Genomic DNA, 26,591 nt, shown 5'->3' with positions numbered 1-26,591 from the left:
TGTTTCCCGAACCGCGCCGATCAGACGTGCTTTCGGCAGAGAATTTCTCCGTGAAGTACCGCGAACCAGCCGTCCTCGTGCCGTCCCCATTCCCGCCAGGCCTCCGAAACCGCGCGCAGGGCCCCGGGTGTCGCATGGCCCCCTTCGGTGGCGCGGTCCGCGTATGCCGACGCGACGGTGCGGTCCGCCCACAGCCCGCTCCACCAGGCCCGCTCCTCCTCGGTGGCGAAGGTCCAGGTGCCGGACGTGGTGGTGACGTCGCGGATGCCCGCGCTCAATGCCCACGACTTCAGGCGCCGTCCGGCGTCGGGCTCGCCGCCGTTGGCCCGTGCGACCCGCCTGTAGAGGTCCAGCCAGTCGTCCAGGCCCTCGGATGCCGGGTACCAGGTCATCGCCGCGTAGTCGGCGTCGCGGACGGCGATGTAACCGCCCGGCCTGGTCACCCGGTGCATCTCGCGCAGCGCCCGCACCGGGTCGCCCACATGCTGGAGCACCTGATGGGCGTGGACCACGCAGAACGTGTCGTCCGGGTACTCCAGTGCGTGCACGTCGGCGACGGCGAAGTCGACGTTGCCGAGGCCCCGCGCGGCGGCCGTCGCCCGGGCCTGCTCCAGGACGCCCGCCGCCCGGTCCACGCCGGTGACACGGCCGTCGGGGACCAGTTCCGCAAGGTCGGCGGTGATGGTGCCGGGGCCGCAGCCGATGTCCAGAATCCTCATGTGCGGTTTGAGCGAGTCGAGGAGGTATGCCGCGGAGTTGGCGGCGGTGCGCCAGGTGTGCGAGCGCAGCACGGACTCATGGTGGCCGTGCGTGTAGACGGCCGTCTCCTTCGACATGACCTTCCTCTTCCCGTCGTACGGACCGGCGGCCGAACCGCCGGGCGGTACGCATCACGGTAGGCGATCATGCCGAATAATGAGACCCGCGTCTTGCTATATGGACAGCCGCAAAGGGGGGACGGTCAGCCGAGCGGCAGGGGCCGGTAGACGGTCAGCGCCTCGGGCAGCTTCTCGAGCGTCACATCGCCGTCGACCTCAGTGACCTCCCCGTCGTAGGCGAGCGGAGTGCCCGGGGCCACCCCGTCCAGACGCAGCCGCCGCACCCTCACGGCCGCATGGGCCGGAGAGCGGGAGAGCGGACCCGCGAAGGCGGCGGCCAGCAGCCGCGCGGCCGGGCGGCGTCCGCCGTGCACCACCCGTACGTCGAGCTTGCCGTCCGACAGATCGTGGCGGCGAGCCGGGGCGAGGCCCATCCGGTGGTACGTGCCGTTCCCGGCGAAGAGCAGCCACAGCGGACGGGTGCCGCCACCGAGGTCCACGCGCAGGGGATGGCGGTCGGTGCTCAGGACGCGCAGGGCGGCGAGGACCCCGGCCGGCCAGCCGCCGATCCGCGGTGACCAGCGCTCCCGCTCGCGCACCAGCTCCGGGTAGACGCCCAGACTGAACGTGTTGAGGAAACAGCCGCGCCTCGCGCCCGAGACGAAACGCCCCACGTCGACGCGGACCGCGTCACCCTGCTGGACGGCGCGCACCACGTCGCGTACGTCCTCGACACCGACGTCCAGGGCGAAGTGGTTGAGGGTGCCGCCCGGGACCACGGCGAGCGGCAGGGCGTGCCGCATGGCCACCTCGGCGGCCGCGTTCACCGTGCCGTCGCCGCCGCAGACGCCGAGGACCCGGGCGCGGGCGGCCGCCTTCTCCAACTCGGTCTCCACGTCGGCCGGTTCGCTTTCCACGATCTCCGCGCCGGGAAGGGCGTCCTGCAGGGCGTGTATCCGGTCGGCGGTCCCCGAGGCCCTGTTCGCCACCACCACGAGACCGGTCCCGTCCGGCAGCGCGGGTGCGTTCGCGTGCGGGCGGCCGGGCGGCGGCGCCGGATAGCGGGTCGGGACCAGGCCGCGTACGGCCAGGGCGGCGCCCACACCGAGGGCCGCGCCGGCCAGGACGTCGCTCGGGAAGTGGACGCCGGTGTACACCCGGGAGACCGCGACGGCGGCCGCGAGCGGGACGACCGCCGCGCCCCAGCCGCTCGACTCCAGCGCCACGCCCGCGGCGAAGGCGGCGGCCGAGGCGGAGTGCCCGGACGGGAAAGACGTGGTGATCGGCTGGCGCTTGAGCCTGCGGGCGGCGGGGACCGGGTCGAGGACCGGACGGGGGCGGCGCACCGTCCGTTTGCCCAGGGTGTTGATCGCGGCGGACGCGAGGGTCAGCGAGGCGACGCCGCGAGCGGCGGCCCGGCGGGCGCGCGGGGTCCGGGCGGCGGCGATGGCGGCGGCCGTGGCGAACCACAGGACACCGTGGTTGGCCGCCCGGCTCAGGCGGGGGAGCACATGGTCGGCGCCGGGCCAGTGCCGGGAGGCGACGGCCTCGAACAGGCGGCAGTCGGAGGCGAGCAGGCGATCGCGGAACGGATGCGGGCCCGGCGGACGCATGGTGAGGTCGACATCTGGGGTCATGGAACGCGGATACCCCGAGAAGGTCGAACCCTGCCCGGACCGCCGCCGGAGCGATAAACGATTGCCCGGCACCCCCGCGCCCGCACACAATGCGCCCCATGGGACACCTGGAAGCCGCGCACCTCGAGTACTACCTCCCGGACGGGAGGGCGTTGCTCGGCGACGTGTCCTTCCGGGTCGGCGACGGGGCGGTCGTCGCGCTCGTCGGGCCCAACGGCGCCGGGAAGACCACCTTGCTGCGGCTCCTCTCGGGCGAGCTGAAGCCGCACGGCGGCGGTGTCACCACCAGCGGCGGGCTCGGGGTCATGCGGCAGTTCGTGGGCTCCGTACGGGACGAGACGACCGTGCGGGACCTGCTCGCCTCGGTAGCCCCGCCTCGTATCCGCGAGGCCGCCCGCGCCGTGGACGCCGCCGAGCTCGCCGTGATGACGGTCGACGACGAGGCCGCCCAGCTCCGGTACGCGCAGGCCCTGTCCGACTGGGCCGAGGTCCGCGGCTACGAGTCCGAGACCCTCTGGGACATGTGCACCATGGCGGCCCTCGGCGTCCCGTACGAGAAGGCCCAGTGGCGCCAGGTCGGCACCCTCTCCGGCGGCGAGCAGAAGCGGCTCGTCCTCGAGGCGCTGCTGCGCGGAACCGATGAGGTCCTGCTCCTGGACGAGCCCGACAACTACCTCGACGTGCCCGGCAAGCGCTGGCTCGAGGAGCGGCTGGAGGAGACCCGCAAGACCGTGTTGTTCGTCTCCCACGACCGGGAGCTGCTGTCCCGCGCCGCACAGCGGATCGTCTCGCTGGAGCCGAGCCCCACCGGCGCCGACGCCTGGGTGCACGGCGGTGGTTTCGCCACCTACGACGAGGCCCGGCGGGAGCGCTTCGCACGTTTCGAGGAACTGCGCAGGCGCTGGGACGAGAAGCATGCGCAGCTCAAGAAGCTCGTGCTCAATCTGCGCCAGGCCGCGAGCGTCAGCCATGAGATGGCGTCCCGCTACCAGGCCGCGCAGACCCGGCTGCGGAAGTTCGAGGAGGCCGGGCCGCCGCCCGAGCCGCCGCGCGAGCAGGACATCAGGATGCGTCTCAAGGGCGGCCGCACCGGCGTCCGGGCCGTCACCTGCGCGGGACTGGAGCTCACGGGCCTGATGAAGCCCTTCGACCTGGAGGTCTTCTACGGCGAGCGCGTCGCGGTCCTCGGATCCAACGGCTCGGGCAAGTCGCACTTCCTGCGGCTGCTGGCGGGCGGCGACGTGGCGCACACCGGGGAATGGCGGCTCGGGGCGCGTGTCGTGCCGGGGCACTTCGCCCAGACCCACGCCCACCCCGAGCTGGAGGGCCGTACCCTCCTGGACATCCTGTGGCTCGAGCACTCCCAGGACCGCGGCGCGGCCATGTCCCGGCTCCGCCGCTACGAGCTGACCGGGCAGGCCGAGCAGAACTTCGAGCGGCTGTCCGGAGGGCAGCAGGCCCGCTTCCAGATCCTTCTGCTGGAGCTGGAGGGCGCCACGGCCCTGCTGCTCGACGAGCCGACGGACAACCTGGACCTGGAGTCCGCGGAGGCGCTCCAGACGGGCCTCGAGGCGTTCGACGGCACGGTCCTCGCCGTCACCCACGACCGCTGGTTCGCCCGCTCCTTCGACCGCTACCTGGTCTTCGGCAGCGACGGCCGGATCCGCGAGACCCCGGAACCGGTCTGGGACGAGCGAAGGGTGGAGCGGGCGCGCTGAGGGGTGCCGGGAGGCCCGTGCGCTACGCCCAGCGCAGCAGCGCCCCCACGCCGCCCACCGGCGCCTCGCCCGGCCGTACGGCCGGCACCGAGATCGCGGCGGCTCCCGTCTCCACCACGGCGCGCAGCAGCGCGTCGTCCGCCCGGGCCTGCTCGGGGTACCGCTCGCCGAGCGCCGTGAGGTCCCCGCGGCGCACCGCGACCTGGTCGGGGTCCTCTCCGATCCACACCTCCCGGTGCGTGTCGGAGCCGGACGGGTGGATCAGAAGTTCGTCGATACGGTGCTCGCGTGCCGCCTCGGCCACCGCCTGCACGCCCTCGGCCGCCCGCGACCGACCCGTTGTGTCCGGTGCGCGGGCCGCGAGGAAGCGCTCCAGCTCCTCGGCCGCCCGGGCACGCACGTGCTGGGCGCGGATCCGTTCCACGTCCTCGTCCAGCAGCCGGCTGCCCGGGCCGTGGGGCGCCTCGGCGATCTGCCCGCGGAGCCGGTTCGGCAGCCGCTCGTGCACGGAGTGCCGCTCACGCCGCTCGCCGACCAGGATCACCAGGTCGGCGCCCGTCTCCTCCTGGCAGACGGCGAGCGCGTCCGCGATCTCGGCCGCGTTGTGCTCCCAGATGTTCTCCACCCGCAGCTGGAAGTGGCGCACGGACCAGTCACCGGTGGTCGTACGGTGCAGCGGCCGCTCCTGCCCGGTCACCCTCCCGGCGTCGCTGCTGCCCAGCGCCCCGCGCAGCTCGAATTCGGCGCCCTTGCGCTCGATGTACGCCACCACGCACACCGGCTCCTCGTTGGCCAGGTCGAGCAGTGGAGCCGTGTGCGGCAGAGCGGCCCAGGACGCCGAGGACTCGTCGGGGACGGCGGCCAGCGGCGGATCCAGGACCACCTCGCCGGCCCGCGCGAACAGCGCCCTGCCGTGCGGTTCGGGGGAGTGGGCCAGTTCCTCGACGGCGGTCCGCACGGCCCGGCACGTGGGCTCGTCCGCGCCCTGCCAGTCCAGGTCACGGGCGAGCGCCTGAGCGGTCAGTGCGCGCTCGTGGGGGGTGGACTCGGTGTGCCGGGAGGTGTCCACATACACGGAGGCCCAGGGTCCGGGATGTTCGTACAGTGGATGGAGAAAGGCGAGATCCATGGCTCCCTCCCGGATGCCGCTCGGGGTAGTGCTTCGTCCGGGCGGGTACCCGGACCGCACCGAGGAACACGACGAGCGGGGTACCACGATGACCGGAGTCGACCCGGGCCGGCTGTCCGACCAGCAGCTCATGAAGGAGCTGGAGACGATCCACCGCACGCGGCACGACACGCTGCTGTACGGATCGAACGACGCGCTGCGGGCCCACAACGACCGCATGGCGAAGCTGGAAGGCGAGTACCTGCTCCGCCATCCCCGCCGTGTGATCGCCGCGAGCCGGACGCGCGACGGCGCCCGGGAACGCGACCGGGGGACGAGCCTGACGGAACTCGAAAGCGCGGAACCCGAACGGGTGAAGCCCGCCCGCTGACACGGGCGTGCCGCGGTTCTCGGAGCGGCGGGGCCGACCGGCAGTGCGCCGGCCGGGGGAGCGCGCGTCGCGCGCATCCCCCTGATCGGAGACGTCCGCGCCGACCGGCCGCCGTCCCTCACCGTCGGTGCCGTGGCGCCTACGTCCGGGGAAACCGGCTTACGGCGGTGGTGTCCCGCTAGGCGGCGAACTCGGTCAGCACCGCCTCGTCGAACGCCTTGAGATCGGCCGGCTTACGGCTGGTGATCAGCTTGTTGACGCCCTGGTCGACCCTCACCTGCTCGTCCACCCAGGTGCCGCCCGCGTTGGTGATGTCGGTGCGCAGGCTGGGCCAGGACGTCAGGGTGCGGCCCCGTACGACATCGGCCTCGACGAGCGTCCACGGCGCATGGCAGATCGCCGCCACAGGACGCCCCTGGGCGAAGAAGGAGCGCACGAACTCCACGGCCCGTTCGTCCGTCCGCAGGAAGTCGGGGTTGGCCACGCCTCCGGGCAGTACCAGCCCGTCGAAGGACTCGGCCTGCGCCTGGCCGACCACCGCGTCCACCGGGAAGGTGTCCGCCTTGTCTAGGTGATCGAACGCCTGGATGTGGCCCGTCCTCGTCGACACCAGAACCGGTTCGTGGCCGGCCTCAATCAGGGCCTGCCACGGATCGGTGAGTTCCACCTGCTCGACGCCTTCGGGCGCGGTCAGGAACGCGATACGCATGACGGTCACTCGTCCTTTCTCTGCTTGCGCGTGCCGGTGCGCCGTCGCGCGCAGCCCTCAGGCGGCCCGGCGCGGCGGCCGGCGCCGGCCGGCAGGGGTACTGCTGCGGCGCAGCGACGCCCGCAGTACCCCTGGGCCGGACGTCCATGCCTTCCGCACGGCCGGCTAGCTGCGCACGACGGCTTCGGCGAGCGCCTCGGCGTTGGCGTAGCGGGCCGGGCGGGGGAGCCGCTCCACCGCCTCGAGCAGGGGGTCGGGCGCGTTCTTGCTCCGCAGGACGCGGGCCAGATGACTCGGCGTCGCCGGGAAGTTGCTGCGTCCGAGATACCGGGCCAGCTCCAGGCGGGCGGCCTCCAGGGCCGTCCGTGAGTCGCCGGGCACCACCGCTCCGCGCCAGACCGCCGGGTCGTCGTCGGCGACCGGTTCGGGGTCGTACCACTCCTCGGTCCTGGTCGGGTGACCGGACCGCAGCAGGCCCTGCAATTCGTGCTTCATCTCGTCGTCACGATGGACGCTCAGGCGGTCACTGCCTCGCTGCATGACTCCCTCCAGATCTTCGGGGTGGACCCTCGCGTACCCGGTGGGCCGCGATCGACACGGAGGTGAGCCGGATGGCCGAACCGGGCGGTGGGAAGGGACGCGCACGGCCGGTGATCGCGGAGGAGGAGCTGATCAGTGCGCCTCGGGCGGGCCGGAGCGGAACGAGGGACCACGGGACGCCGCGTCCCCCGCCGGGGCGTCCCCGCCCCCGGTGGCGCTCCGGGTGGCGGGCGCCGCCGCCCAGCTGGAGAGGATGTGGAGCTTCTCCTCGGACGGTGAACCCGCGGCCGCGAGGTAGAGGGTCAGATACAGATCCGCCTCGGTGGGGGTGTGCAGTGTCTCGTACCTGAGCGTCATGTCACCGACGGCCGGATGGCGGAAACGCTTTGTGCCGTGCGTGTGCTGGAAGACCCGGTAGTTGGCCCAGTAGCGGGCGAACTCCTCCGATCGTGTGCTCAGTTCTCCGACCAGGGAGGCCAGGGCCGGGTCCGAGGTGCTGCGGCCCGCGGCCACGCGGAGGATGGCCACGGTCTGCTCGGCGATCTCCCCCCAGTCCGGATAGACCTCCCGGGCCCTGGGGTCGAGGAACATCCAGCGGGCCATGTTGCGCTCGGCCGCCGGCATGGCCTCGAAGTCGTCGAGGAGGACCTTGCCCATCCGGTTGACGCCGACGACCTCCAGGCGCGGTCCGTGCAGCACGGCGGGTGTCGGATCCAGGGACCGCAGCAGCTCGTGCAGCCCGGAACGGGCCCTGGGCGCCCGGGCGGGCGGCGCGGCGGCGGTTCGGTCGGGGCGGCCCGCGTCGGCCCTGACCAGGTCGAACAGGTGCTGCCGCTCCAGCCCGTCGAGCCGGAGCGCGGCGGCCACCGCGGCGAGGACCTGGTCGGAGACGTTATGGGCCCGACCCTGTTCGAGCCGCGTGTAGTAGTCCACGCTCACCCCGGCCAGTACGGCGATCTCCTCCCTGCGCAGCCCGGCGACCCGGCGCCCGTCCATGTTCCAGGGAAGCCCTACGTCCGGAGGGGTCAGGCGAGCCCTGCGGGACCTGAGGAACTCGCGCAACTCGGTGTGCTCGGCCATGTCCTCAAGTATCGGCAGCCGGTGATCGGCCTGCCAGGGCGAAGGGGGGTCTGCCGGAACCAGGAACACCGGGGCCCGACAACCGCTGGGACACCGCTCCGGTCTCCGGTCGTATGGGGAGGGTCCGCTCCGGTCGTGGCAGCGACCGGATCCTCGCCCCCCTCATGGAGTCTCTTTCATGCGTACGTGGTTCATCACCGGCGCCTCCCGCGGCTTCGGACTGCAGATCGCCCGCCAGGCCCTGGCGGACGGTGACAACGTCGTGGCCGCCGCCCGCAACCCGAAGGCCGTGACCGACGCCCTGCCGGGGCGCCCGGAGCGGTTGCTGGCCGTGCCCCTGGATGTGAACGACCCCGAGCAGGCCGAGGCGGCGGTCGCCGCCGCGCTGCACCGCTTCGACCGGATCGACGTGCTGGTCAACAACGCCGGACGAGGGCTGGTCGGAGCCGTGGAGGAGACCTCCGACGCCGAGGCGCGCAGTGTCTTCGACACCAATGTCTTCGGCCTGCTGACCGTCACCCGCGCCGTACTGCCGGTCATGCGCGCCGGCCGCAGCGGAACGGTCCTGAACATCAGCTCCGTCGGCGGCTTCGTGGGCTGGGCCGGCTGGGGTCTGTACTGCGCCACCAAGTTCGCGGTCGAAGGCCTCACCGAGGCGATGGCTCTGGAACTCGCTCCGCTGGGCATCAAGGTCAGTGCCGTCGAGCCCGGGCCGCTGCGTACGGACTTCCTGGACGGCTCGTCGCTGCATCGCGCCGCCGACGTCATCGGCGACTACACGGCGAGCTCCGGTGCCTCGAGGACCTGGGCCGACGACACCAACCACGCCCAGGCGGGCGACCCGGTCAAGGCCGCCCGGGCGGTGATCACCGCGGTTCGGGGCCCGTCGCTGCCGATCCGCCTCCCTCTCGGCGCCGCCACCGTCCACGACGTCGAGGCCAAGCTGGCCGCGACGGGGGACGTGCTGGCCGCCTGGCGGGACGTCGCCCTGTCCATCGACGAGCCGTCCGCGGCCTGACGGCGGGAGCCGCGGCCCTCGCCGCCCCCGTGGCCGGGAGCCGGGCGGACGCCCCCCGGCCCGCCGGCGCACGGACCACGAGATCCGGGCGTCGGCGGGCCGCTTCTGCTGGCGGTGGCCCGCGTGCGGATCCCACTATGGGGAGGTGGGTGCGTTGCGTGGTTCGACGGCCGATCGCGGCTGAGCCGCCCTGCGGTCCACGTGCCGGTGGGACGGAGGTGTGTGGTGCCATGGCAGGCAGCGACATGCTCATGCGAATCGATGACGCCGGGCGGGTGATCGAGTGCTCTCCGCTGGCCTGTGAGCTGTTCGGATGGGACGCGGCGGACGTGGCCGGCCGCTCCGTCGGTGCTCTCCTAAACGAGGCTGCGGCCGAGGGCGAACGACACCGGCCCGGCTGCGGGGGCGCGGACTCGATGCTGGTGAGGTCGGTGCCGGCCGGTTCCTCGGTGGTGTGGGAGGTGTGTGCGGCCGCAGACGCCGTGTCGAAGGAGGATCTGGCGATCCTGCGGGCGATGTTCAACCAGTCGCCCGTGGGCCTGCACGTCCTGGACGACCGGCTGCGGATCGTGCGCGTCAACACGGCGACACGTGGACTGCGTGATGTCCCGGCCGAATCACTGGTGGGCCGGGTGTTCACCGAGGTGTTCGGGCTCACGGCCCCGGAGAAGGAGGAGGAGACGGCCCGTGAGGTCCTGGCGAGCGGCAGGCCGGTGCTCAATCGGCTGGTGCGCTCCATGGTGGGGGCCGTCGGCCGCAGGCCCCGGGTCTACTCGGTGTCCTATGCCCGGCTGGAGAGCGAGTGCGGTGAGGTTCTGGGGCTGATCGTATCCAATGTGGACGTCACCGAACGTGAGCGGGCCCTGCAGCGCCTGAAGACGTTGGAGCATGTGCGCGCATGTGTGGGGGAGCGGTTGGAGGTCGTGGCCGTCTGCGAGGAACTGGCCGACGCGGTCGTACCGGCGTTCTCGGGGATCGTGGTGGTCGAGGTGATCGAGGACGTGGTGCGCGGCGAGGAGCCGCCGCTGGCTCCGGTCGACCGGGACATACCCCTGCGCCGGGCCGCCTTCCGGGGGCTGCGGTCGGCGTATCCGGTGGGCGAGGTGCGGAAGCTGCCGTACGGCACTCCCTTCTCGCGCGTCCTGACCGATCTGCGGCCGCGGCTCGTGCCCGTGGAGCCGGACAGCATCTGGCTCGAGGCGGACGCGCCCCGAGCGGAGTCCATCCAGCGTTCCTGCGCCCACTCCTTGATCGTCGCCCCGCTGTCGGTACGGGGCGAGGCGCTCGGGGTGGTGAGCTTCTACCGCTACCGGGAGGAGGAACCGTTCGACGAAGCGGACGTCGCACTGGCGTCCGACATCTGTGCGCATGCCGCGCTGTGCGTCGAGAACGCCCGCCGCTACACCCGGGAGCGGACCATCGCCGCCACCGTCAAACGCAGACTGCTCCCGCAGCAGCCGGCGACACCGTCCACGGTGGCGATCTCCCACCTGCACATCCCCGGACCGGGGGGCGGGGGCGCCTGGTTCGACGTGATCGAACTCGCGGGGGCGCGTACCGCCCTCATCCTCGGCGATGTGTCCGGACGCGGAATGGACACCGCGACCACCATGGGGCAGCTGAGGACCGCTCTCCACTCCCTGGCCGCCCTGGACCTCGAACCGGACGAACTCATGGCACGGCTGAGCGACACCGCGGCCCGTCTGGCCGAGGAGCGGGAGGCACTGCCCAGCGCCGACCCCCTGCACCGTGTGCCGCTCACCGCGGGTTGCCTGATCGTGGTCTATGACTCGGTCGAACAAAAGTGCGCCATCGTGCGCGCGGGGCACCCGAAGCCCCTCGCGGTGCTCCCGGACGGCAGCGCGGCCACCATGTGCGTATCGGCAGGCCCTGTGCTCGCCGGCAAGGGCAGCGCGCCGTTCCCGGCCACCGCGGTCTCCCTCCCCCCGGGCAGCACCATCGTGATGATCAACGAGGACCTTCCCGTGCCCCTGGGCCCACTCCTCGAGACGGGCGCGCGCCGGCCCCTGGGCGACCTGTGCGACGCACTCGCCTATGCGCTCCGGGACGCGAACGACAAGGAGAAGATGGTCCTGCTGGCGCGCATCGAAGCGCTGCCCGCGGACCAGGTGCTCAGCTGCCCCCTGCCGGCCGAACCCAGGGCGGCACCGCTCGCGCGTGCCGCCGTCCGCCGCCAGTTGGAGACCTGGAAGATCGACGAGGAGACCGCCTTCACCACCGAGCTCATCGCCAGTGAACTCGTCGGCAACGCGATCCGCTACGGCGCCCCGCCCATCCGGCTGCGCCTCATTCTGGACCGTCAGCTGACCTGCGAGGTCAGCGACACCGCGTCCAGCGCCCCGCACCTCAAGCACGCCCGCACGATCGACGAGAACGGCCGGGGGCTGTTCATCATCGCCAACCTCGCCGACAACTGGGGCACCCGCTACTACGCGGACGAGAAGACCGTCTGGGCGCAGCAGACCGTCGGCGCGAACTGAGCGGCGACTTCTGCGCCTCGACGTGGCGCCCGCCGTGCGAACGGGGACGTCGGGCGCCGTCCGGTCGCGCCCTTCACAGGTGTTCGGCCGTCCCCTCCCGCATTCGGGTGTTTGCCGTCCAGGGGTCAGGGCAGGCGGAGTTCAGTGCTTCGGACAGGAGGCACGTCCGTGGGAGTGATCGAGACCCGCCGCGGGTGTGCCCGTCCGGCCCGGGTGCCCCTCCCACGGTGACTGTCCACCCCAGGCACCAGTAAAGGGAGTTGCGACCCACCATGCCGAACCGTGCGAGCGTGAAGAACCATCCCCATGACGACGCCCCGGACACCGCTGAGGCCTTCCGCAGGCTCGCCACGCTCTCCCCGGGCCCGGAGCGCGACGCGCTCCGCGACCGGATCGTCGAGGCCTGGCTCCCCATGGCCGAACGGCTCGCGGGACGCTTCCGCAGTCGCGGCGAGAGCTACGAGGACCTGCGTCAGGTCGCGGCGCTCGGCCTGGTCAAGGCCGTCGACCGCTACGACCCCGAGCGCGGTCATGCCTTCGAGAGCTATGCCGTGCCCACCGTGACCGGTGAGATCAAGCGCCACTTCCGCGACCACATGTGGACCCTGCATGTGCCACGCCGCGTTCAGGACCTGCGCAATCGAGTGAGGTTCGCGAACCAGGACCTGTCACAGACCATCTCCGGCCGCAGGCCCACCGTCGCCGAGATCGCCGAGCACGCGAACATGAACGAGGAGGACGTGCTGGTCGGACTGGAGGCCCTGGAGAGTTTCACGGCCCTCTCGCTGGACGCCGAACTGCCGGGCAGCGAGGACGGCTACTCGCTCGGCGACTCCCTCGGTTCGCCCGACCCCGCGCTGGACACCGTCGTCGACCGCGAGGCCGTCAAGCCCCGGCTGCAGGCCCTGCCCGAACGTGAACGCGCCATCCTCTACATGCGCTTCTTCGACGACATGACCCAGAGCGTCATCGCCGAGCGCCTCGGCATCTCCCAGATGCACGTGTCCCGGCTGATCAGCCGCTGCTGCAACCAGCTCCGGGAGCAGGTCATGAGGGACGCCGCCTGAGGTCCGCGAACCGGGAGCGAGCGCGAAGGCGACGGGACATCACGTCGCCTTCGCGCTCGTGCCGCCGCTGAGGGCCCCGTGGCCCTTCGGGGCCGTTGATCCGGTCGGGTGCCCCTCGCCGCCGGGGGGCACCCGACCGGATCCCCTGCGGCCTCCTCCGTCACCCGCCCGGCTGCCCCGGTAGCGCGAATGGGGTCCGGCCGCGCGCGGGCCGCGGCCGGGCGGGCTGTCATGGGCTTGCGAGGGCACGCTCACCGTGCCCGGAGGAACCCGGCCGAAGGAGCCCGCCACATGCGCCGCAGCGCCCATGTCCTGTCCGCCGCCGTGGCCGGTGCCGCTCCGGGCGCCGTAGCCGCACCCACGACCGCCGACCCGGCCGCGCGCAGCACGCCGCGGAGGGTCGCACCCGGCGGACCGGATACCGTCTCGGTGTCCTGCGACGCCGTCGGCGGCACCCTTCCCGAATTCATCGACGCCACCTCATACGCCTTCGACGAGGACAGTGTCCGGCCGGACCGGGTCGGCGGCCGCGACCGTGCCGACGGAAGCGGCATGCAGGCCAGGAGCCCGGGCGCCGTCGTGTACAGCGGTAGGGCCCGGATCCCGGCTGGCGGCACGTTCCGGGCCCGGATCCCGGGTCGGCGGCAGACTCAGGGCCGGATTCCGTATCAGGGCGGGGTCGCGGGGCAGTACCAGGGCCAGGGCCAGGAGGGTTACGACGATCGTGGGCAGGGACAGTCGCCCCCCGGGATCCAGCACGGGTCGCAGGCCGGTATGGGCCGTGCCTTCGGCGGTTCCGTACCGTCACCGGTCGCAGGCGGGCCGCCCGGCGCGGCCGCGCTCGGGGCCGCGGCGCACCGGCTGCGCCGCCACGGCCTGAGCGTCGACCGCTGACCTGTGTCCCGTGCGCCTCGCAGGCACGGCCATGACCTTCCGGATCCCTGGGTACTCAGAACCCGAGGGCATCACCCGCACCGGGGAGGAACAGGAGTATGGGCGCGGACCACGGTCACGGTCGATGGCCCTGAGCGAGCCGGAGCCCCGGGGGACCGGCCACCGCACCAGGGACGGCGTGGAGGCACATATGCGGCGCACGGATCCGGAAGGGCACGGTCCCGTCCGTTACGGTCCGCCCCTTCCCGGTCAAGGGCTGCCCCTGCTGCCCGGTCTGTCCGCCGTGCTCGCCGAAGCCGCCGACCACGACGGCGCCTTCCCCTCCGGGCGTACCGACGCCCTCCTGGACGCCGCCAGCGGCTACTTCGCCCGTCGTGGACTGCCGGCCGACCCGGACACCGTGGCCGCGGCTCCCGGCGCGCCCACCCTGTTCGCGGCGGTCACCGCCGCGCTCGGCGGCGACGTGCTGGTACCGCGGCCGTGTCCCGCCTGGTGGGCGCCCCAGATACGGGCGCTCGGCCGCTCCGTGTTCCATGTGCCGACGCCCGCGGAGTGTGGTGGGGTCCCGGATCCGTACGCACTTCTGGAGACCGTCCGCAGGATCCGGGCGGAGGGCGGTGACCCGCGCCTGCTCGTGCTCGCGGTCGCCGACGACCCGACCGCGACCGTGGCCCCGCCCGAGGTGGTGCACGAGACCGTCGAGGCCGCCGCCGGCGAAGGACTCCATCTGGTGAGCGACGAGACCTGGCGCGACTGTGTGCACCGGCCGCACGAGACCGTGCTGCTCAGCCCCGCCGAGATGCTCCCGGACCGGATCACCGTGGTCACCGATCTCGCCGGGCCGTTCCTTCCGGCCGGCTGGCCGGCGGCCGTCGCCCGCTTCCCGGTCACCACCGACGGCGCCGCGCTGCGCGCCCGCGTCCTCGATGTGCTCACCGCCCTCGGCGCCCGCGTCGCCGATCCGGTCGCAGCCGCGGCCGCCTACGCCCTCGACGAACCCGACGACGTCACCGAGCGCCTCGCCACCGGCATCGCGCTGCACGCGCAGGTGGCCGCCGCCGCGCACCGGTCCCTCGTCGCGGCGGGCGCCCTCGTCCGGCCCCCGCAGGCGGGCCGCCACCTCTACGCGGACCTCGGCCCCTTGCGCTCCGCGCTCGACGCCCGGGACGTCGGTGACTCGCAGGAGCTGGAGGACTTCCTCACCGCCCGGCTCGGCATGCCCGCGCCGGGCGGTCACCGTTTCGGGGACGACCTGGCCGCATTGCGCGTCCGTCTGTCCACCTGGCCCTTCCTCGGGGACACCGCCGAGGAACGCCACCAGAGCCTCGTCTCGCCCACGCCGCTGGAACTGCCGCACGTGCAACGCGCGTTGAACCTCGTGGGATCGGTCTTCGACGATCTACGCGACGACGCTCAGCGATGGGAGCCTCCCCGATGACGCAGCAGTCCGAGCCGACCACGAGCACCGTTTCGATCCGACCGGACGCCGGTGAGCCCGTTTCCACCTCCCTGCTGAGTCCGGATGCCGGTCCGCGGACCCCGTTTCCGCCGATCACCGAACCGAGACCACTCGGCGAACACCGCATCTGGCCGCGTTCCTTCGTGGACCGGCTGACCGCGCCGCTGCCGGGGCTCAAGGCCTTCGCCCGCTTCGCCCGCGAGGGCGCGGTGAGGCCCGGCCCCGATGGCCTCCGGGACATCCCCCTGCTGCCGTACGAGCCGGCGCCGCTGCCCCGGGTCGGCGCCGGCACGATCGCCGTCTCCTGGGCGGGGCACGCCAGTTGGGTGGTGCGGATCGGCGGGCTGACCGTTCTGACCGATCCTGTCTGGTCCCGCCGGATCCTCGGCACCCCGGCCCGGATCACCCCCGTCGGCATCGCCTGGAGCGCCCTGCCGCGTATCGACGCGGTCGTCATCAGCCACAACCACTACGACCATCTGGACCTACCGACCCTGCGCCGACTCCCGCTCGACACACCGGTGTTCGCGCCCGCGGGCCTCGCCCTGTGGTTCCGGCGCCGCCGGTTCACCCGCGTCACCGAGCTGGACTGGTGGGAGGGCGCCGAACTGGGCGGCGTGCGCTTCGACTTCGTCCCCGCCCACCACTGGTCCAAGCGCACCCTCACCGACACCTGCCGTTCGCTGTGGGGCGGCTGGATCATGACCGCACCCGACGGACAGCGTGTGTACTTCGCGGGCGACACCGGACACGGCCACTGGTTCGAGCGGATCGGCCGCCGCTATCCCGGGATCGACCTGGCGCTGATGCCGATCGGCGCGTACGACCCGCGGTGGTGGCTCAGCGACGTGCACTGCGACCCGGAGGACGCGGTGCGCGCCACCCGGGAGCTCGGCGCACGCCGGATGGCGCCCATGCACTGGGGCACGTTCGTACTGTCGGCGGAGCCGGTGATGGAACCCCTGACGCGGGTGCGGGCGGCCTGGGAGAAGGCGGGCCTGGCCCGGGAGGACCTGTGGGATCTGCCGGTGGGGGCGTCACGGGTGCTGGACTGAGTGCGACCGGCGCTCACGAGGCGGCGGTCCTGCGTATCCGGCGCCATATGCCGGGCGCGGCGCCGACGGCCAGCGTCAGCACGACCGCAGCCGCCACGCCCTCCCACGGCTCCGGGAACAGGGAGCCGCCGAGGATCCCGATCAACTGGTAGGTCGCGGCCCAGGCGAGACAGGCCGGGGCGTCGCCGCGGGCGAAGTCCCGCAGCGGCATCCGGGCCAGCAGGCAGGCGAGCATGACCGGTATGCGGCCCGCGGGGACGAGCCGGGAGAGGGTCAGCACCGCGATGCCGTGGTCGTTCAGCTTCTGCTGCGCCTGGGCCAGCCGCTCCTCGGGGGCCCGGTCGCGGATTGTCTCCAGCCAGCGGGAACCGTTCTTCGACCGCATTCCGCGGCGTCCGAGCCAGTACAGCGCGACATCCCCGAGGAAGGCCGCGAACGCCGAGACGACGAACACCAGGGCGAGCGAGAAGGGCGCGGTCTGGTGGAAGGCCACGACCGCCGCCGAACTCACCAGAGCGCCCGTCGGCACCACCGGGACCAGCGCACCGATCAGCACCAGCAGGAACAGCGACGGATATCCGAGTGCCTGCTGCGTCGACTCCGGGGGCACGCCGGTACCGGCGGTACCGAGGAACATCACCGGGCGACCTTCGGCCGGACACTCTCCCCGTGGGCCAGGAGGTGCACCGACACCTCCGGCGCACGGTGCGCGGCCAGACGTACGAACTCCTCGCCCGGGGTGTGGAACTCATGGGGTCGCACGGCATCCATCCCGATCGGCCAGTACGTGCCGTAGTGCACCGGCACCGCGCTGCGCGGCATCAGTCGGGCCAGGGCCTCCGCCGCGCGCCCCGCGTCCAGATGCCCGGGACCGAGGTAGGGCCCCCAGCCGCCGACCGGCAGGATCGCCACGTCGACCGGTCCGACCTCCTCGGCCATCGACTCGAACAGGCCGGTGTCCCCGGCGAAGTACGTCCGTGCGCCGCCCTCGAGCACAAAGCCGAGAGCGGGGGACCGGTGCGGCCCGACGGGCAGCCGGCGGCCGTCGTGACGGGCCGGCACGACCCGGACCACCAGGTCGTCGACGCGTACGACGTCCCCGGGCGCGACCTCGGTGAGCCGCAGACGGCCCAGTCGGCGCAGCCCCGGCACCTGGGCCAGGGCACCGCGCGGCACCAACAGGCGGGTGCCCGGGGCCAGGCGGGCCAGCGAGGGCACGTGCAGATGGTCGGCGTGCAGATGCGAGACCAGCACGACGTCCGCGACACGGGCCTCGGGCGGCGGCGGCGCCCCGCGGCGCCTGCGCAGATGTGCGAGACGGCGCGCGAACAGCGGATCGGTCAGCACCCGCGTACCGGAGTCCTCGACCGTGCAGGTGGCGTGACCCCACCATGTGATCTCCACCGGCACTCCATTGCCTCCTTCGTGCGACTCCCCTCGAGCCTACGGGCAGGAGTAGGGTCGGCGGCGAAACCCTGAGGTGAGGGGGACCCCATGGGAGATGCGTACGGTACCTCCGGCCCGCCCGACGGCTGTGACCGGCCCGGAGCGGTACGGGTGGCGGCCATCGCCAGTCTGACGCCGCTGGAGGAGCTGGACGCGGACCCCTTCCTCGTCGACTCCCGCAGCCAGCACGCGATGTGTGCGCGCTGGGCGGCGGAGCGAGGGTACGTGGTGACGCGGGAGCTGCTCGTGCGGAGTCTGCGCCCCGACCACAGCGCGCTGTGGTCGGACGTGGAGGCGGGCCTCGTCGATCTGTTCGTGGCTCCGAGCCGGCGGGTCCTGGAGCGGGCCCTGTCCTCCGTGGACGAGTTCGCCGCGGAGTGCGCGCGGCGGGGCGTGCGCGTCGAGACGGTGGGCTGCGCGGAGCCGTTGTACGACGCCCAGATGAAGGCGCGCATCCACCGCCGTCTGTCGATGCCGACCGCGGGGTACGACGGTCGTTGACCACCGGGGCGTGGCCGCCCGCGCCCGGCGCGTTTCGGGTGATCCCGGGCGATGTGACAAGGTGGGGCGGGTCCCCAGGGGATCGCGGCGGCCGGGACGTGAGGTGAGCGGGGCGTGGGGCAGGAGCGCTGGCGGAGACTGATCAGCGGAGCGGGGCGGAGCGTCGCCGTGTGGGCCGCGTCCACCGTGACCCTGCTCGTTCTCGCCGGTGTCCTCCCCGACTTCCGGCTGGAGTCCGCGGCCGGTGACAGCGTCACCCGCATCGCCCTCACCGCAGCGGCCGGCGCCGGTGTCTTCGGTCTGCTCTCGTCTCTCGTGTGGCCACTGCTCGTCCGGTTGCTGCTGCTCGTGCCGGCCCTCGTGCTGGGGCTGCTGGTCTTCTTCCTCAACGGGTCCCTGCTGCTGCTCGCCCTGCGCCTCAACCCCTCCGGCCGGGGCGAGGCGGCGCCCGAGACGGCGGTCGTGGTCGCCGCCATGATGTCCGCGGTCGCCTCGGCGACGGGCGGTGCCCTCGCCGTACGGGACGACGACGCATACCGCAGGCGGCTGTACCGGCTGGCGGCCCGCCGGCGCAGGCGGGGTGACGGGCGGGCCGGGCCCGGCAGCCCGGCGGCACTGTTCATCCAGCTCGACGGGGTCGGGCACGAGGTGCTCAGGGCGGCCGTCGACAAGGGGCTCATGCCGACCGTCGCCTCCTGGCTCGGTCCCCGCGACGGCCGCGGACCCACCCACCGGCTCAGCGCATGGCGCACCGACTGGTCCAGCCAGACCGGCGCCAGCCAGCTCGGCATCCTGCACGGCAGCAACCACGACGTGCCGGCCTTCCGGTGGTACGAGAAGGAACACCGCGAGGTCGTGGTGTGCAACCGGCCGTCGAGCGCCGCCGAACTCCAGCGCCGGGCCATCGAACGGACCGGTGACGGCGGACTCCTCACCGTCGACGGCGCGAGCCGAGGCAATCTCTTCAGCGGTGGCGCCGACGAGGTCGCCCTCGTGCTGTCCATCGCCGTCAGGCGAGGTCGGGAGAACCGGTCCCGCGCGGGGTACTTCGCCTACTTCAGCGATCCGGCCAACGCCGTCCGCACCGCGCTGTCCTTCCTGGCGGAGGTCGGCCGTGAGACCTGCCAGTCCGTCCGGGCCCGTCTCACCCGGCGGCGACCGCGGGTCAAGCGCGGCGGCCTCTACCCCTTCGTGCGCGCCTTCGCCACCGTCGTCGAGCGGGACGTCGTCGTCGCCGCCGTCATCGGCGACATGCTCGCCGGGCGCAACGCCATCTACGCGGACCTGGTGGCCTACGACGAGGTGGCCCATCACTCCGGTCCGCACAGCCGGGACGCCGAGCAGGTCCTCGCGCGGCTGGACCGGTCGCTGGCGCTGCTCGCGCAGGTCGCCGAACACGCCCCGCGTCCGTACCGGATCGTGGTGCTCTCCGACCACGGCCAGAGCCCCGGCGAGACCTTCCGGACCCGCTACGGGCTGAGCCTCGCCAATCTGGTGCGGGCCGGCTGCGGACTGCCCGTGCCGCGCAGGGTGGAGCGCACCCACAGCGGGACGGAGGCGCGTGCGGCGGTCCGGGCCGCGCTGCGCCGTCCGGTGGAGGAGGGCGGTGCGGAGCACCGGCCCGCCCGCCGCCGCAACGAGCCCGTCGTGCTCGCCTCCGGCAACCTCGGACTCGTCTCCTTCCCGGACGTGCCGCACCGGATGACCAAGGAGGAGATCGACCGCCGCCACCCCGCGCTGTTGTCCACGCTCGCCCACCACCCGGGCATCGGCTTCCTCCTCGTACGGAGCGAGCAGCACGGCGGGGTGGTGCTCGCCGCGCACGGCGCGGAGGTCCCGGTCGACCTGCTCGCCGACGAGACCGGTCCGCTCACCGGCTTCGGCCCCGGCGCCGCCGACGCCATACGCCGTACGCACTCCTTCCCGCACACCGCCGACATCATGGTCAACTCCTGGTACGACCCGGACGAGGGCGAGGTCCTCGCATTCGAGGAGCAGATCGGCTCGCACGGCGGGCTCGGCGGTGCCCAGACGCGCCCCTTCCTGCTGTCCCCCGTGGCTCTGTCGGTCCCGGTCGAGGCGGGCGCCGAACTCGCCGGAGCCGAGCGGCTCCACGGGCTCTTCCGCCGCTGGCTGCGCGAGTGCGACGGTCCCCAGGTGCCGCTGTCCGCGGCCGAGGACGAGCGCGCCGCCTGAGCCGGCAGGAATCCGGCGGCGGCATGCGCACGAAAATGACATGACGGCCGCTGCCGGTCGTTGAGAACCTCGACGGCGAGCAACCACGGCCGCGAGAGCGGCACCCGTTCAGGCCCGAAGAGGAGAGCCGCTGCGTGCAGGCAGCCGTCACCGTCACCCCCGCCCGCATTCCGGAACTGCTGCTCGGTCTCGCGACCGTGCGGCCCGTGTTCATCTGGGGTGCCCCCGGTATCGGAAAGTCCTCCCTGGTGCGTGCGTTCGCCGAGTCGCTGGGGCTGGAGTGCGTGAGCCTGCTGGGCACCCAGCTCGCCCCCGAGGACCTGATCGGCGTCCCGCAGATCCGGGACGGACGCTCGGTGTTCTGCCCGCCGGAGGCCATCGCCCGCGACGAGCCGTACTGCCTTTTCCTGGACGAGCTGAACGCGGCGACCCCGGACGTGCAGAAGGCGTTCTACTCGCTGATCCTGGACCGCCGCATCGGAAACTACGAGCTGCCTAAGGGCTCCATCGTCATCGGTGCGGGCAACCGCGCCACCGACAACGCCCTCGCCCGGCCGATCGCCTCGGCGCTGGTCAACCGTCTCGCCCACGTCCACCTGGAGGCCTCCGCGAAGGACTGGCTCGTCTGGGCGGCGGTGAACGCCATCCACCCGTGGATCCTCGACCACCTCACCGACCGGCCCGACCACCTGTGGTCCAAGCCGCCCAAGACCGAGGAGCCGTTCTCCACGCCCCGTTCCTGGCACATGCTCTCCGACGCGCTGCACTCCTTCGGCCGCGACCTCGACGAGGAGACGCTGAAGGTGCTCGCCCACGGCACCCTCACCCCGGCACACGCCACCGCCTTCTGCGGATACGTCAAGATCGTGCGCGGCCGGTACGGCATCGAGGCCATCATCAAGGGCGACGCCCACTGGCCGAACCGCATACAGGACCGGGACCTGCTGTACTACCTCGCCGAGTCCTTCCGGGGCCGGCTCGTCAAGGAACTGCCCGCGAGCAAGGAGCACATGTCGGCGAACGGACGGCAGACCGCGTACCGCGCCAAGTCCCTGCTCGTGCAGCTCGCGGAGATCTCCGTCGAGACAGCCCAGAGCGTCATCGCATCCGACGCCGACGGCAACCCGGTCCTGCCGTCCTGGTTCCTGGTGGAGGCGGCCCGGGACATGCCGCGACTGGTGGAGGCGCGGCGATGAGCCGCACCCGCCCCAGGAAGAAGCGGGACCTCGCGGCGGAGGCCTTCGCCGAGGGCATGCGGCTGATGCGGGCCAACCCGGCGCTGGCCGCCGTCGAGTTCAGCGTCTGCCGCGCTGAGGAATGCGCCACCGCCCCGCGCGACGGGTTGGTCCGCGTCGACTCCGACGGTGTGCTGCACGCCCATCCGGACCGGCTCGCCGACCCGGCCGACTGGGCCTGGGCGCTGGCGCACGCCGTGCTGCATCTGGGCTTCGGGCACGTCCCCGCGGTCAAGGGCACGCGTGTCCAGCCCGACCGCCACGACGTCGCCGCGCGCTGCGTGGTCGTCAACCGGTTCCTGCTCGGCTTCCCCGTCGGCAGGTCCCCCGAGGACCTGCCGGCCTCCTACCCCGACGGCGACGAGGAGCAGCTCGCCGCGCGCTGGCGCCGGGACGGTCTCCCCGCCGTGTACGAGCGCTGCGGTACGGCGGGCGGGGAGCCCGACCAGTTGCTCGTGGACGGGAAGGGATGGTGGGGGCAGGCCCCCGACTGGCAGCTGGCCTTCGCCACCGCCCTGACCCGGACCGTGTCCGCGGCGATGGACATGGCGGGCGGCCGCCGTGACTCCCTGGACGGCGAGGCGGCCCGGCCGCGCCCTTGGGAGCATGCGCTGAGCTGGTTCGTCTCCTCCTATCCGCTGCTCGGTGGCTTGGCGGCCGGGGTCAAGCTCGTCGCCGACGCCGAACTCGCCCGCGCACACGGCATCTCCGTGGCCGCGGTCAACGCCGAGGCGGGCGAGATCTACATCAACCCGCTGCGGCAGTTCGAGGACGAGGAGTGGCGTTTCGTCCTGGCGCACGAGATGCTGCACGCCGCCCTGCGCCACGGCGACCGCTGCGGCACCCGCGACCCGTACCTGTTCAACATCGCCTGCGACTACGTCATCAACGGCTGGCTGCGCGAGATGCAGATCGGCACGATGCCCGAGGGGCTGCTGTACGACGCGGACCTCGCGGGCCTGTCCGCGGAGCAGGTGTACGACCGCGTCGCCGGCGACCTGCGCAGGATGCGGCGGCTGGCCACGCCGCGCGGCCGGGGTGTCGGCGACGTGCTCGGCGCGCCGCTGCGACCGCCCGGCGACTACGTCGACCTTGACGAGTTCTACCGCCGGGGCCTCGCGCACGGCCTGGACCTGCACCAGCAGCAGGAGCGCGGCTTCCTGCCCGGCGGTCTGGTCGAGGAGATCCGTGCGCTCAGCCATCCGCCACTGCCGTGGGACGCCCGACTCGCCCGCTGGTTCGACGAGTTCGTTCCCCGCCCCGAACCCGTGCGCTCCTATGCGCGCCCCTCCCGCCGCCAGAGCTCCACGCCCGACATCCCGCGCGCCGGGCGCTACTTCCCGCCCGAGGAGGTGGCCCGCTGCACCTTCGGCGTCGTCCTCGACACCTCGGGCTCCATGGACCGCGTCCTGCTCGGCAAGGCGCTCGGGGCGATCGCCTCGTACGCCGGGGCCCGCGACGTACCCGCGGCCCGGGTCGTCTTCTGCGACGCTGCGCCGCACGACGCCGGCTATCTGCCGGTCGCCGACATCGCCGGCCGGGTACGGGTGCACGGCCGCGGCGGTACGGTCCTGCAGCCGGGGATCGATCTGCTGCACCGGGCACGGGACTTCCCGCCCGGTGCCCCGATCCTGGTGATCACGGACGGCTGGTGCGACGTGCTGCGGGTCCGGCGGGAACACGCGTATCTGATACCGCAGGGCGCGCGGCTGCCGTTCACAGCCCGGGGGCCGGTCTTCCGGGTGCGGTGACCCCGCGGGTCGGGGACGGCTTCACCGCCATGTCCGGTGCGTGCGCCGTGTGCCGATGTGATCGGATGGTGCCTACGGAACCCGGCAACGGGCCCACACGCGAAAGGAAGAACCGTGGCAACCACGCGCACCGCACACACCGTCTGGGAAGGCAATCTGCTCGAGGGCAACGGCGTCGTGACCTTCGACTCCTCCGGCATCGGCCAGCAGCCGGTGTCGTGGCCGTCGCGCGCCGAGAAGGCCAACGGCAAGACCAGCCCCGAGGAGCTGATCGCCGCCGCCCACTCCAGCTGCTTCTCGATGGCGCTGTCGCACGGCCTGGCCGGCGCCGGCACCCCGCCCACCAAGCTCGAGACGAAGGCCGACGTGACCTTCCAGCCGGGTGAGGGCATCACGGGCATCCACCTCACCGTCGAGGGCACGGTCCCCGGCATCGACAACGACGCGTTCGTCGCCGCCGCCGAGGACGCCAAGAAGAACTGCCCGGTCAGCCAGGCGCTCGCCGGTACGACGATCACCCTGGAAGCCAAGCTCGCCTGACGTACACACATACGAGGTGCCGCGTCCGCCGGAAGGGGGGCGCGGCACCGCCGTTTCCGGGGTATGGGCCAGGAGGCCGAAGGCGTCAGCCGTGGCCCGACGGCATTGACAAGGGGCCACTCAAGTTTTCCGATGGAGGGCGGGGACCGCCCTGGCGGAAGGGGACAGCGATGGCACGTGCGGTGGGGATCGACCTCGGAACGACGAACTCGGTGGTGGCCGTCCTGGAAGGTGGTGAGCCCACCGTCGTCGCCAACGCCGAAGGCGCCCGCACCACCCCGTCGGTGGTCGCCTTCGCCAAGAACGGCGAGGTGCTCGTCGGCGAGGTCGCCAAGCGGCAGGCCGTGACGAACGTCGAGCGCACCGCACGCTCGGTGAAGCGGCACATGGGCGACACACAGTGGCGCTTCCCGGACAGCGGTGCCGTGGACGGCACCCGTTACCGGGCCCAGGAACTGTCCGCGCGGGTCCTGCAGAAGCTGAAACGGGACGCGGAGGCGTATCTCGGGGAGGAGGTCACCGACGCCGTGATCACCGTGCCCGCCTACTTCGACGACGCCCAGCGGCAGGCCACCAAGGAGGCCGGCGGGATCGCGGGGCTGAAGGTCCTGCGGATCGTCAACGAGCCTACGGCCGCGGCCCTCGCGTACGGTCTCGACCGCGCGGAGGAGCAGACGGTCCTCGTCTTCGACCTCGGCGGCGGCACGTTCGACGTCTCCCTTCTGGAGATCGGCGACGGAGTCATCGAGGTGAAGGCCACCAACGGCGACACCCGTCTCGGCGGCGACGACTGGGACCAGCGGATCGTCGACCATCTGGTCAAGCGGTTCAAGGGGCAGTACGGCGTCGACCTCGGCGCCGACAAGATGGCGCTGCAACGGCTGCGCGAGGGCGCCGAGAAGGCCAAGATCGAGCTGTCCGGTTCCACCGAGACGACCGTCAACCTGCCCTACATCACCGCTTCCGCCGAGGGGCCGCTGCATCTCGAGGAGAAGCTGACCCGCGCCCGCTTCCAGGAACTCACCGCCGATCTGCTGGACCGCTGCCGGACCCCGTTCCACCAGGCGGTCGAGGACGCCGGTGTGCAACTGTCGGCGATCGACCACGTCATCCTGGTCGGCGGCTCCACCCGCATGCCCGCCGTCACCCACCTGGTGAAGGATCTCACCGGCAAGGAGCCGCACAAGGGTGTCAACCCCGACGAGGTCGTGGCCGTGGGCGCGGCCCTGCAGGCGGGTGTCATCCGCGGCGACGTCAAGGACGTCCTGCTGCTCGACGTCACCCCGTTGTCCCTCGGCATCGAGACCAAGGGCGGCATCATGACCAAGCTGATCGAACGCAACACGACCATTCCCACCCGGCGTTCGGAGATCTTCACCACCGCCGAGGACAACCAGCCGTCGGTCGGTGTCCAGGTCTACCAGGGCGAGCGAGAGATGGCCGCCCACAACAAGAAGCTCGGCGTCTTCGACCTGACCGGACTGCCGCCCGCACCGCGCGGGGTACCGCAGATCGAGGTGGCCTTCGACATCGACGCCGACGGGATCATGCACGTCTTTGCCAAGGACCTGGCGACGGGCCGGGAACAGAAGATGACCGTGACCGGCGGCTCCGCGCTACCCAAGGACGAGATCGACCGGATGATGCGGGACGCGGAGCAGTACGCGGAGGAGGACCGCAGGCTCCGGGAGACCGCGGAGACACGCAACCAGGCCGAGCAACTCGTGTACCGGACCGAGAAGTTCCTGCGGGACAACGAGGAAGGCGTTCCTGCGGACACCAGGGACGAGGTGAAGGCCGCGACGGCCGAGTTGAAGGGTCTGCTGAAGGACGAGGCCGATACGGCGGCGCTGCGTGCCGGGATCGAGAAACTGGCCACGGTCAGCCAGAGGATGGGGCAGGCGATGTATGCCAGGGCCCAGGCCGGGCCGTCCGGATCCGGCGGTGCCGGGGGTTCCGGCGATGAACGGAACCCTTCAGACGACGAGTCGGTGGTGGACGCCGAGATCGTCGACGACGACGGGGACACGAAGGGCGGCGCGGCCTGAGGCGTTGATGAGGACACGAGGCGTGGCGGCCGGTCGGTCGGCACGGGCTCAGGACTTGCGGGCGACCCCCGCGTACACCGGCACGATGCCCTCCGCCTGGGCCGCCACGTCGTCCGGCTCCGGCCGCCACCCGGAGACGGGGATCACCCCGGGTCCCAGCAGTTCCAGTCCGTCGAAGAAGCGCGAGAACTCCGCGAGCGGACGAGGGAAGAAGGGGGTGCCGCTGTGCCGGAACAGTCCGGCGGCCCGCTCGACGGCCTCGGGGTTCAGGTCGGGCGTGACCTGGGAGACGACCAGGTGGCTGCCCGGGGCGAGCGCCTCGACGTAGCGCTTCAGCAGGTCGTGCGCCTCGTCGCCGAGATAGTGCGTCAGTGCGATCAGCGACAGTGCGACCGGCTTCCCGAAGTCCAGGGACTCGGCCGCGCGGCCGAGGACGGTGTCGGGATCGTGGACGTCCGCGTGGACGTAGTCCGTCGTGCCCTCCGCCGAGCCGTGCAGCAGCGCCTGGGCGTGCCGCAGCACGATCGGGTCGTGGTCGGCGTACACCACCCGGGCGTCGAGGGCGACCTCCTGCGCGACCTGGTGCAGATTGGGCTCGGTGGGGATGCCCGTGCCGATGTCGAGGAACTGGCGCACCTCCGCCCGCGCGAGCGTCCTCGTGGCCCGCTGCATGAACCGGCGGTTGGCGCGCGCCCCGCGCCGCACGGTCGGGTCGGCGGCGAGGATCTTCCGGCCCAGTTCCTCGTCGACCGGATAGTTGTCCTTGCCGCCCAGCCACCAGTCGTACACGCGCGCGGGATGGGGCCGGCCGGTGTCGATCCGGCCCGGTTCTGCTTCGTGTCCTGGCGTCATACGCATGCTCCTGAAGAGGCTGGGGGC

The 26,591-nt window shown here is 72.5% G+C and carries 23 protein-coding genes; 14 read left to right on the top strand and 9 right to left on the bottom strand.

The window, feature by feature from the left end:
* Nucleotides 1-20: 20 nt before the first annotated feature.
* A complete protein-coding gene (locus RCR19_RS07920) occupies nt 21-836 on the bottom strand; it encodes a methyltransferase domain-containing protein (protein ID WP_331264477.1) in 816 nt (271 codons plus the stop codon).
* 125 nt (nt 837-961) lie between these two features.
* On the bottom strand, nt 962-2,455 hold the full coding sequence (locus RCR19_RS07915) for a phosphatase PAP2 family protein (protein WP_331264476.1): 1,494 nt from the start codon (nt 2,453-2,455) through the stop codon (nt 962-964).
* Nucleotides 2,456-2,553: 98 nt separating this feature from the next.
* On the opposite strand from RCR19_RS07915, the gene RCR19_RS07910 reads away from it, so the two are divergent.
* Nucleotides 2,554-4,173, top strand: coding sequence for an ATP-binding cassette domain-containing protein (locus tag RCR19_RS07910; protein WP_331264475.1), 1,620 nt, complete (start codon nt 2,554-2,556; stop codon nt 4,171-4,173).
* Between the two features lie 22 nt (nt 4,174-4,195).
* On the opposite strand, the gene RCR19_RS07905 is transcribed toward RCR19_RS07910, so the two are convergent.
* Nucleotides 4,196-5,302 (bottom strand): Vms1/Ankzf1 family peptidyl-tRNA hydrolase, encoded by a 1,107-nt coding sequence (locus RCR19_RS07905; RefSeq protein WP_331264474.1) that lies wholly within the window; start codon nt 5,300-5,302, stop codon nt 4,196-4,198.
* A gap of 13 nt (nt 5,303-5,315) precedes the next feature.
* On the opposite strand from RCR19_RS07905, the gene RCR19_RS07900 reads away from it, so the two are divergent.
* Complete coding sequence (locus RCR19_RS07900; RefSeq protein WP_331269374.1) at nt 5,316-5,672, top strand: DUF6158 family protein; 357 nt, start codon at nt 5,316-5,318, stop codon at nt 5,670-5,672.
* A 178-nt stretch (nt 5,673-5,850) separates the two neighbouring features.
* Here RCR19_RS07900 and RCR19_RS07895 read toward each other — a convergent pair whose 3' ends face one another.
* The 3 genes from RCR19_RS07895 to RCR19_RS07885 all read right to left on the bottom strand — a co-directional run bounded on the left by RCR19_RS07895 (nt 5,851) and on the right by RCR19_RS07885 (nt 8,001).
* Nucleotides 5,851-6,381 (bottom strand): type 1 glutamine amidotransferase domain-containing protein, encoded by a 531-nt coding sequence (locus RCR19_RS07895; RefSeq protein WP_331264473.1) that lies wholly within the window; start codon nt 6,379-6,381, stop codon nt 5,851-5,853.
* 165 nt (nt 6,382-6,546) lie between these two features.
* Nucleotides 6,547-6,921: a DUF2795 domain-containing protein gene (locus RCR19_RS07890; RefSeq protein WP_331264472.1), complete on the bottom strand. Its 375-nt coding sequence runs from the start codon at nt 6,919-6,921 to the stop codon at nt 6,547-6,549.
* Between the two features lie 132 nt (nt 6,922-7,053).
* Entirely contained in the window at nt 7,054-8,001 is a 948-nt protein-coding gene (locus tag RCR19_RS07885; protein WP_331264471.1) for a helix-turn-helix transcriptional regulator, read from the bottom strand.
* Between the two features lie 178 nt (nt 8,002-8,179).
* Here RCR19_RS07885 and RCR19_RS07880 point away from each other — a divergent pair, with 178 nt between their 5' ends.
* The 6 genes from RCR19_RS07880 (at nt 8,180) to RCR19_RS07855 (ending at nt 15,995) form a co-directional block, all read left to right on the top strand.
* Nucleotides 8,180-9,019, top strand: a complete 840-nt coding sequence (locus RCR19_RS07880) for an oxidoreductase (protein WP_331264470.1) — start codon at nt 8,180-8,182, stop codon at nt 9,017-9,019.
* A gap of 230 nt (nt 9,020-9,249) precedes the next feature.
* Nucleotides 9,250-11,520: a SpoIIE family protein phosphatase gene (locus RCR19_RS07875; protein WP_331264469.1), complete on the top strand. Its 2,271-nt coding sequence runs from the start codon at nt 9,250-9,252 to the stop codon at nt 11,518-11,520.
* A 272-nt stretch (nt 11,521-11,792) separates the two neighbouring features.
* Nucleotides 11,793-12,587 (top strand): RNA polymerase sigma factor SigF, encoded by a 795-nt coding sequence (locus RCR19_RS07870; RefSeq protein ID WP_331264468.1) that lies wholly within the window; start codon nt 11,793-11,795, stop codon nt 12,585-12,587.
* A gap of 291 nt (nt 12,588-12,878) precedes the next feature.
* Nucleotides 12,879-13,481, top strand: a complete 603-nt coding sequence (locus RCR19_RS07865; RefSeq protein WP_331264467.1) for a hypothetical protein — start codon at nt 12,879-12,881, stop codon at nt 13,479-13,481.
* Nucleotides 13,482-13,671: 190 nt separating this feature from the next.
* The gene (locus RCR19_RS07860) at nt 13,672-14,919 is read left to right on the top strand and encodes an aminotransferase class I/II-fold pyridoxal phosphate-dependent enzyme (protein WP_331269373.1); all 1,248 of its coding nucleotides are present in this window, start codon (nt 13,672-13,674) and stop codon (nt 14,917-14,919) included.
* The gene (locus RCR19_RS07855) at nt 14,916-15,995 is read left to right on the top strand and encodes an MBL fold metallo-hydrolase (RefSeq protein WP_331264466.1); all 1,080 of its coding nucleotides are present in this window, start codon (nt 14,916-14,918) and stop codon (nt 15,993-15,995) included. The genes RCR19_RS07860 and RCR19_RS07855 overlap by 4 nt, the downstream gene beginning before the upstream one ends.
* Nucleotides 15,996-16,008: 13 nt before the next feature.
* Here the strand turns inward: RCR19_RS07855 and RCR19_RS07850 are convergent, their stop codons facing one another.
* Nucleotides 16,009-16,632, bottom strand: coding sequence for a VTT domain-containing protein (locus tag RCR19_RS07850; protein ID WP_059129373.1), 624 nt, complete (start codon nt 16,630-16,632; stop codon nt 16,009-16,011).
* Nucleotides 16,632-17,405: an MBL fold metallo-hydrolase gene (locus RCR19_RS07845; protein WP_331264465.1), complete on the bottom strand. Its 774-nt coding sequence runs from the start codon at nt 17,403-17,405 to the stop codon at nt 16,632-16,634. Before RCR19_RS07845 ends, RCR19_RS07850 begins: the two co-directional genes overlap by 1 nt.
* Nucleotides 17,406-17,489: 84 nt before the next feature.
* Here RCR19_RS07845 and RCR19_RS07840 point away from each other — a divergent pair, with 84 nt between their 5' ends.
* The 6 genes from RCR19_RS07840 (at nt 17,490) to dnaK (ending at nt 25,712) form a co-directional block, all read left to right on the top strand.
* The gene (locus RCR19_RS07840; RefSeq protein WP_059129371.1) at nt 17,490-17,942 is read left to right on the top strand and encodes a hypothetical protein; all 453 of its coding nucleotides are present in this window, start codon (nt 17,490-17,492) and stop codon (nt 17,940-17,942) included.
* 114 nt (nt 17,943-18,056) lie between these two features.
* Nucleotides 18,057-20,138 carry an alkaline phosphatase family protein gene (locus RCR19_RS07835; RefSeq protein WP_331264464.1) on the top strand — a complete coding sequence of 694 codons (2,082 nt, stop codon included), beginning with the start codon at nt 18,057-18,059 and terminating at the stop codon, nt 20,136-20,138.
* Nucleotides 20,139-20,272: 134 nt separating this feature from the next.
* Nucleotides 20,273-21,334, top strand: coding sequence for a MoxR family ATPase (locus RCR19_RS07830; protein ID WP_331264463.1), 1,062 nt, complete (start codon nt 20,273-20,275; stop codon nt 21,332-21,334).
* Nucleotides 21,331-23,124, top strand: a complete 1,794-nt coding sequence (locus RCR19_RS07825) for a hypothetical protein (RefSeq protein WP_331264462.1) — start codon at nt 21,331-21,333, stop codon at nt 23,122-23,124. The genes RCR19_RS07830 and RCR19_RS07825 overlap by 4 nt, the downstream gene beginning before the upstream one ends.
* Before the next feature lie 114 nt (nt 23,125-23,238).
* The gene (locus RCR19_RS07820; RefSeq protein ID WP_059129368.1) at nt 23,239-23,664 is read left to right on the top strand and encodes an OsmC family protein; all 426 of its coding nucleotides are present in this window, start codon (nt 23,239-23,241) and stop codon (nt 23,662-23,664) included.
* 170 nt (nt 23,665-23,834) lie between these two features.
* Complete coding sequence (gene dnaK / locus RCR19_RS07815; RefSeq protein WP_331264461.1) at nt 23,835-25,712, top strand: molecular chaperone DnaK; 1,878 nt, start codon at nt 23,835-23,837, stop codon at nt 25,710-25,712.
* Nucleotides 25,713-25,760: 48 nt separating this feature from the next.
* Here the strand turns inward: dnaK and RCR19_RS07810 are convergent, their stop codons facing one another.
* Nucleotides 25,761-26,564 (bottom strand): SAM-dependent methyltransferase, encoded by an 804-nt coding sequence (locus RCR19_RS07810; protein WP_331264460.1) that lies wholly within the window; start codon nt 26,562-26,564, stop codon nt 25,761-25,763.
* Between the last annotated feature and the right edge of the window lie 27 nt (nt 26,565-26,591).

This window comes from Streptomyces sp. WAC07094, from assembly GCF_036320405.1.
Lineage (GTDB): Bacteria > Actinomycetota > Actinomycetes > Streptomycetales > Streptomycetaceae > Streptomyces > Streptomyces lannensis.
The sequence above is the reverse complement of the archived record's forward strand: the minus strand, read 5'-3'. Positions and strand labels throughout refer to the sequence as shown.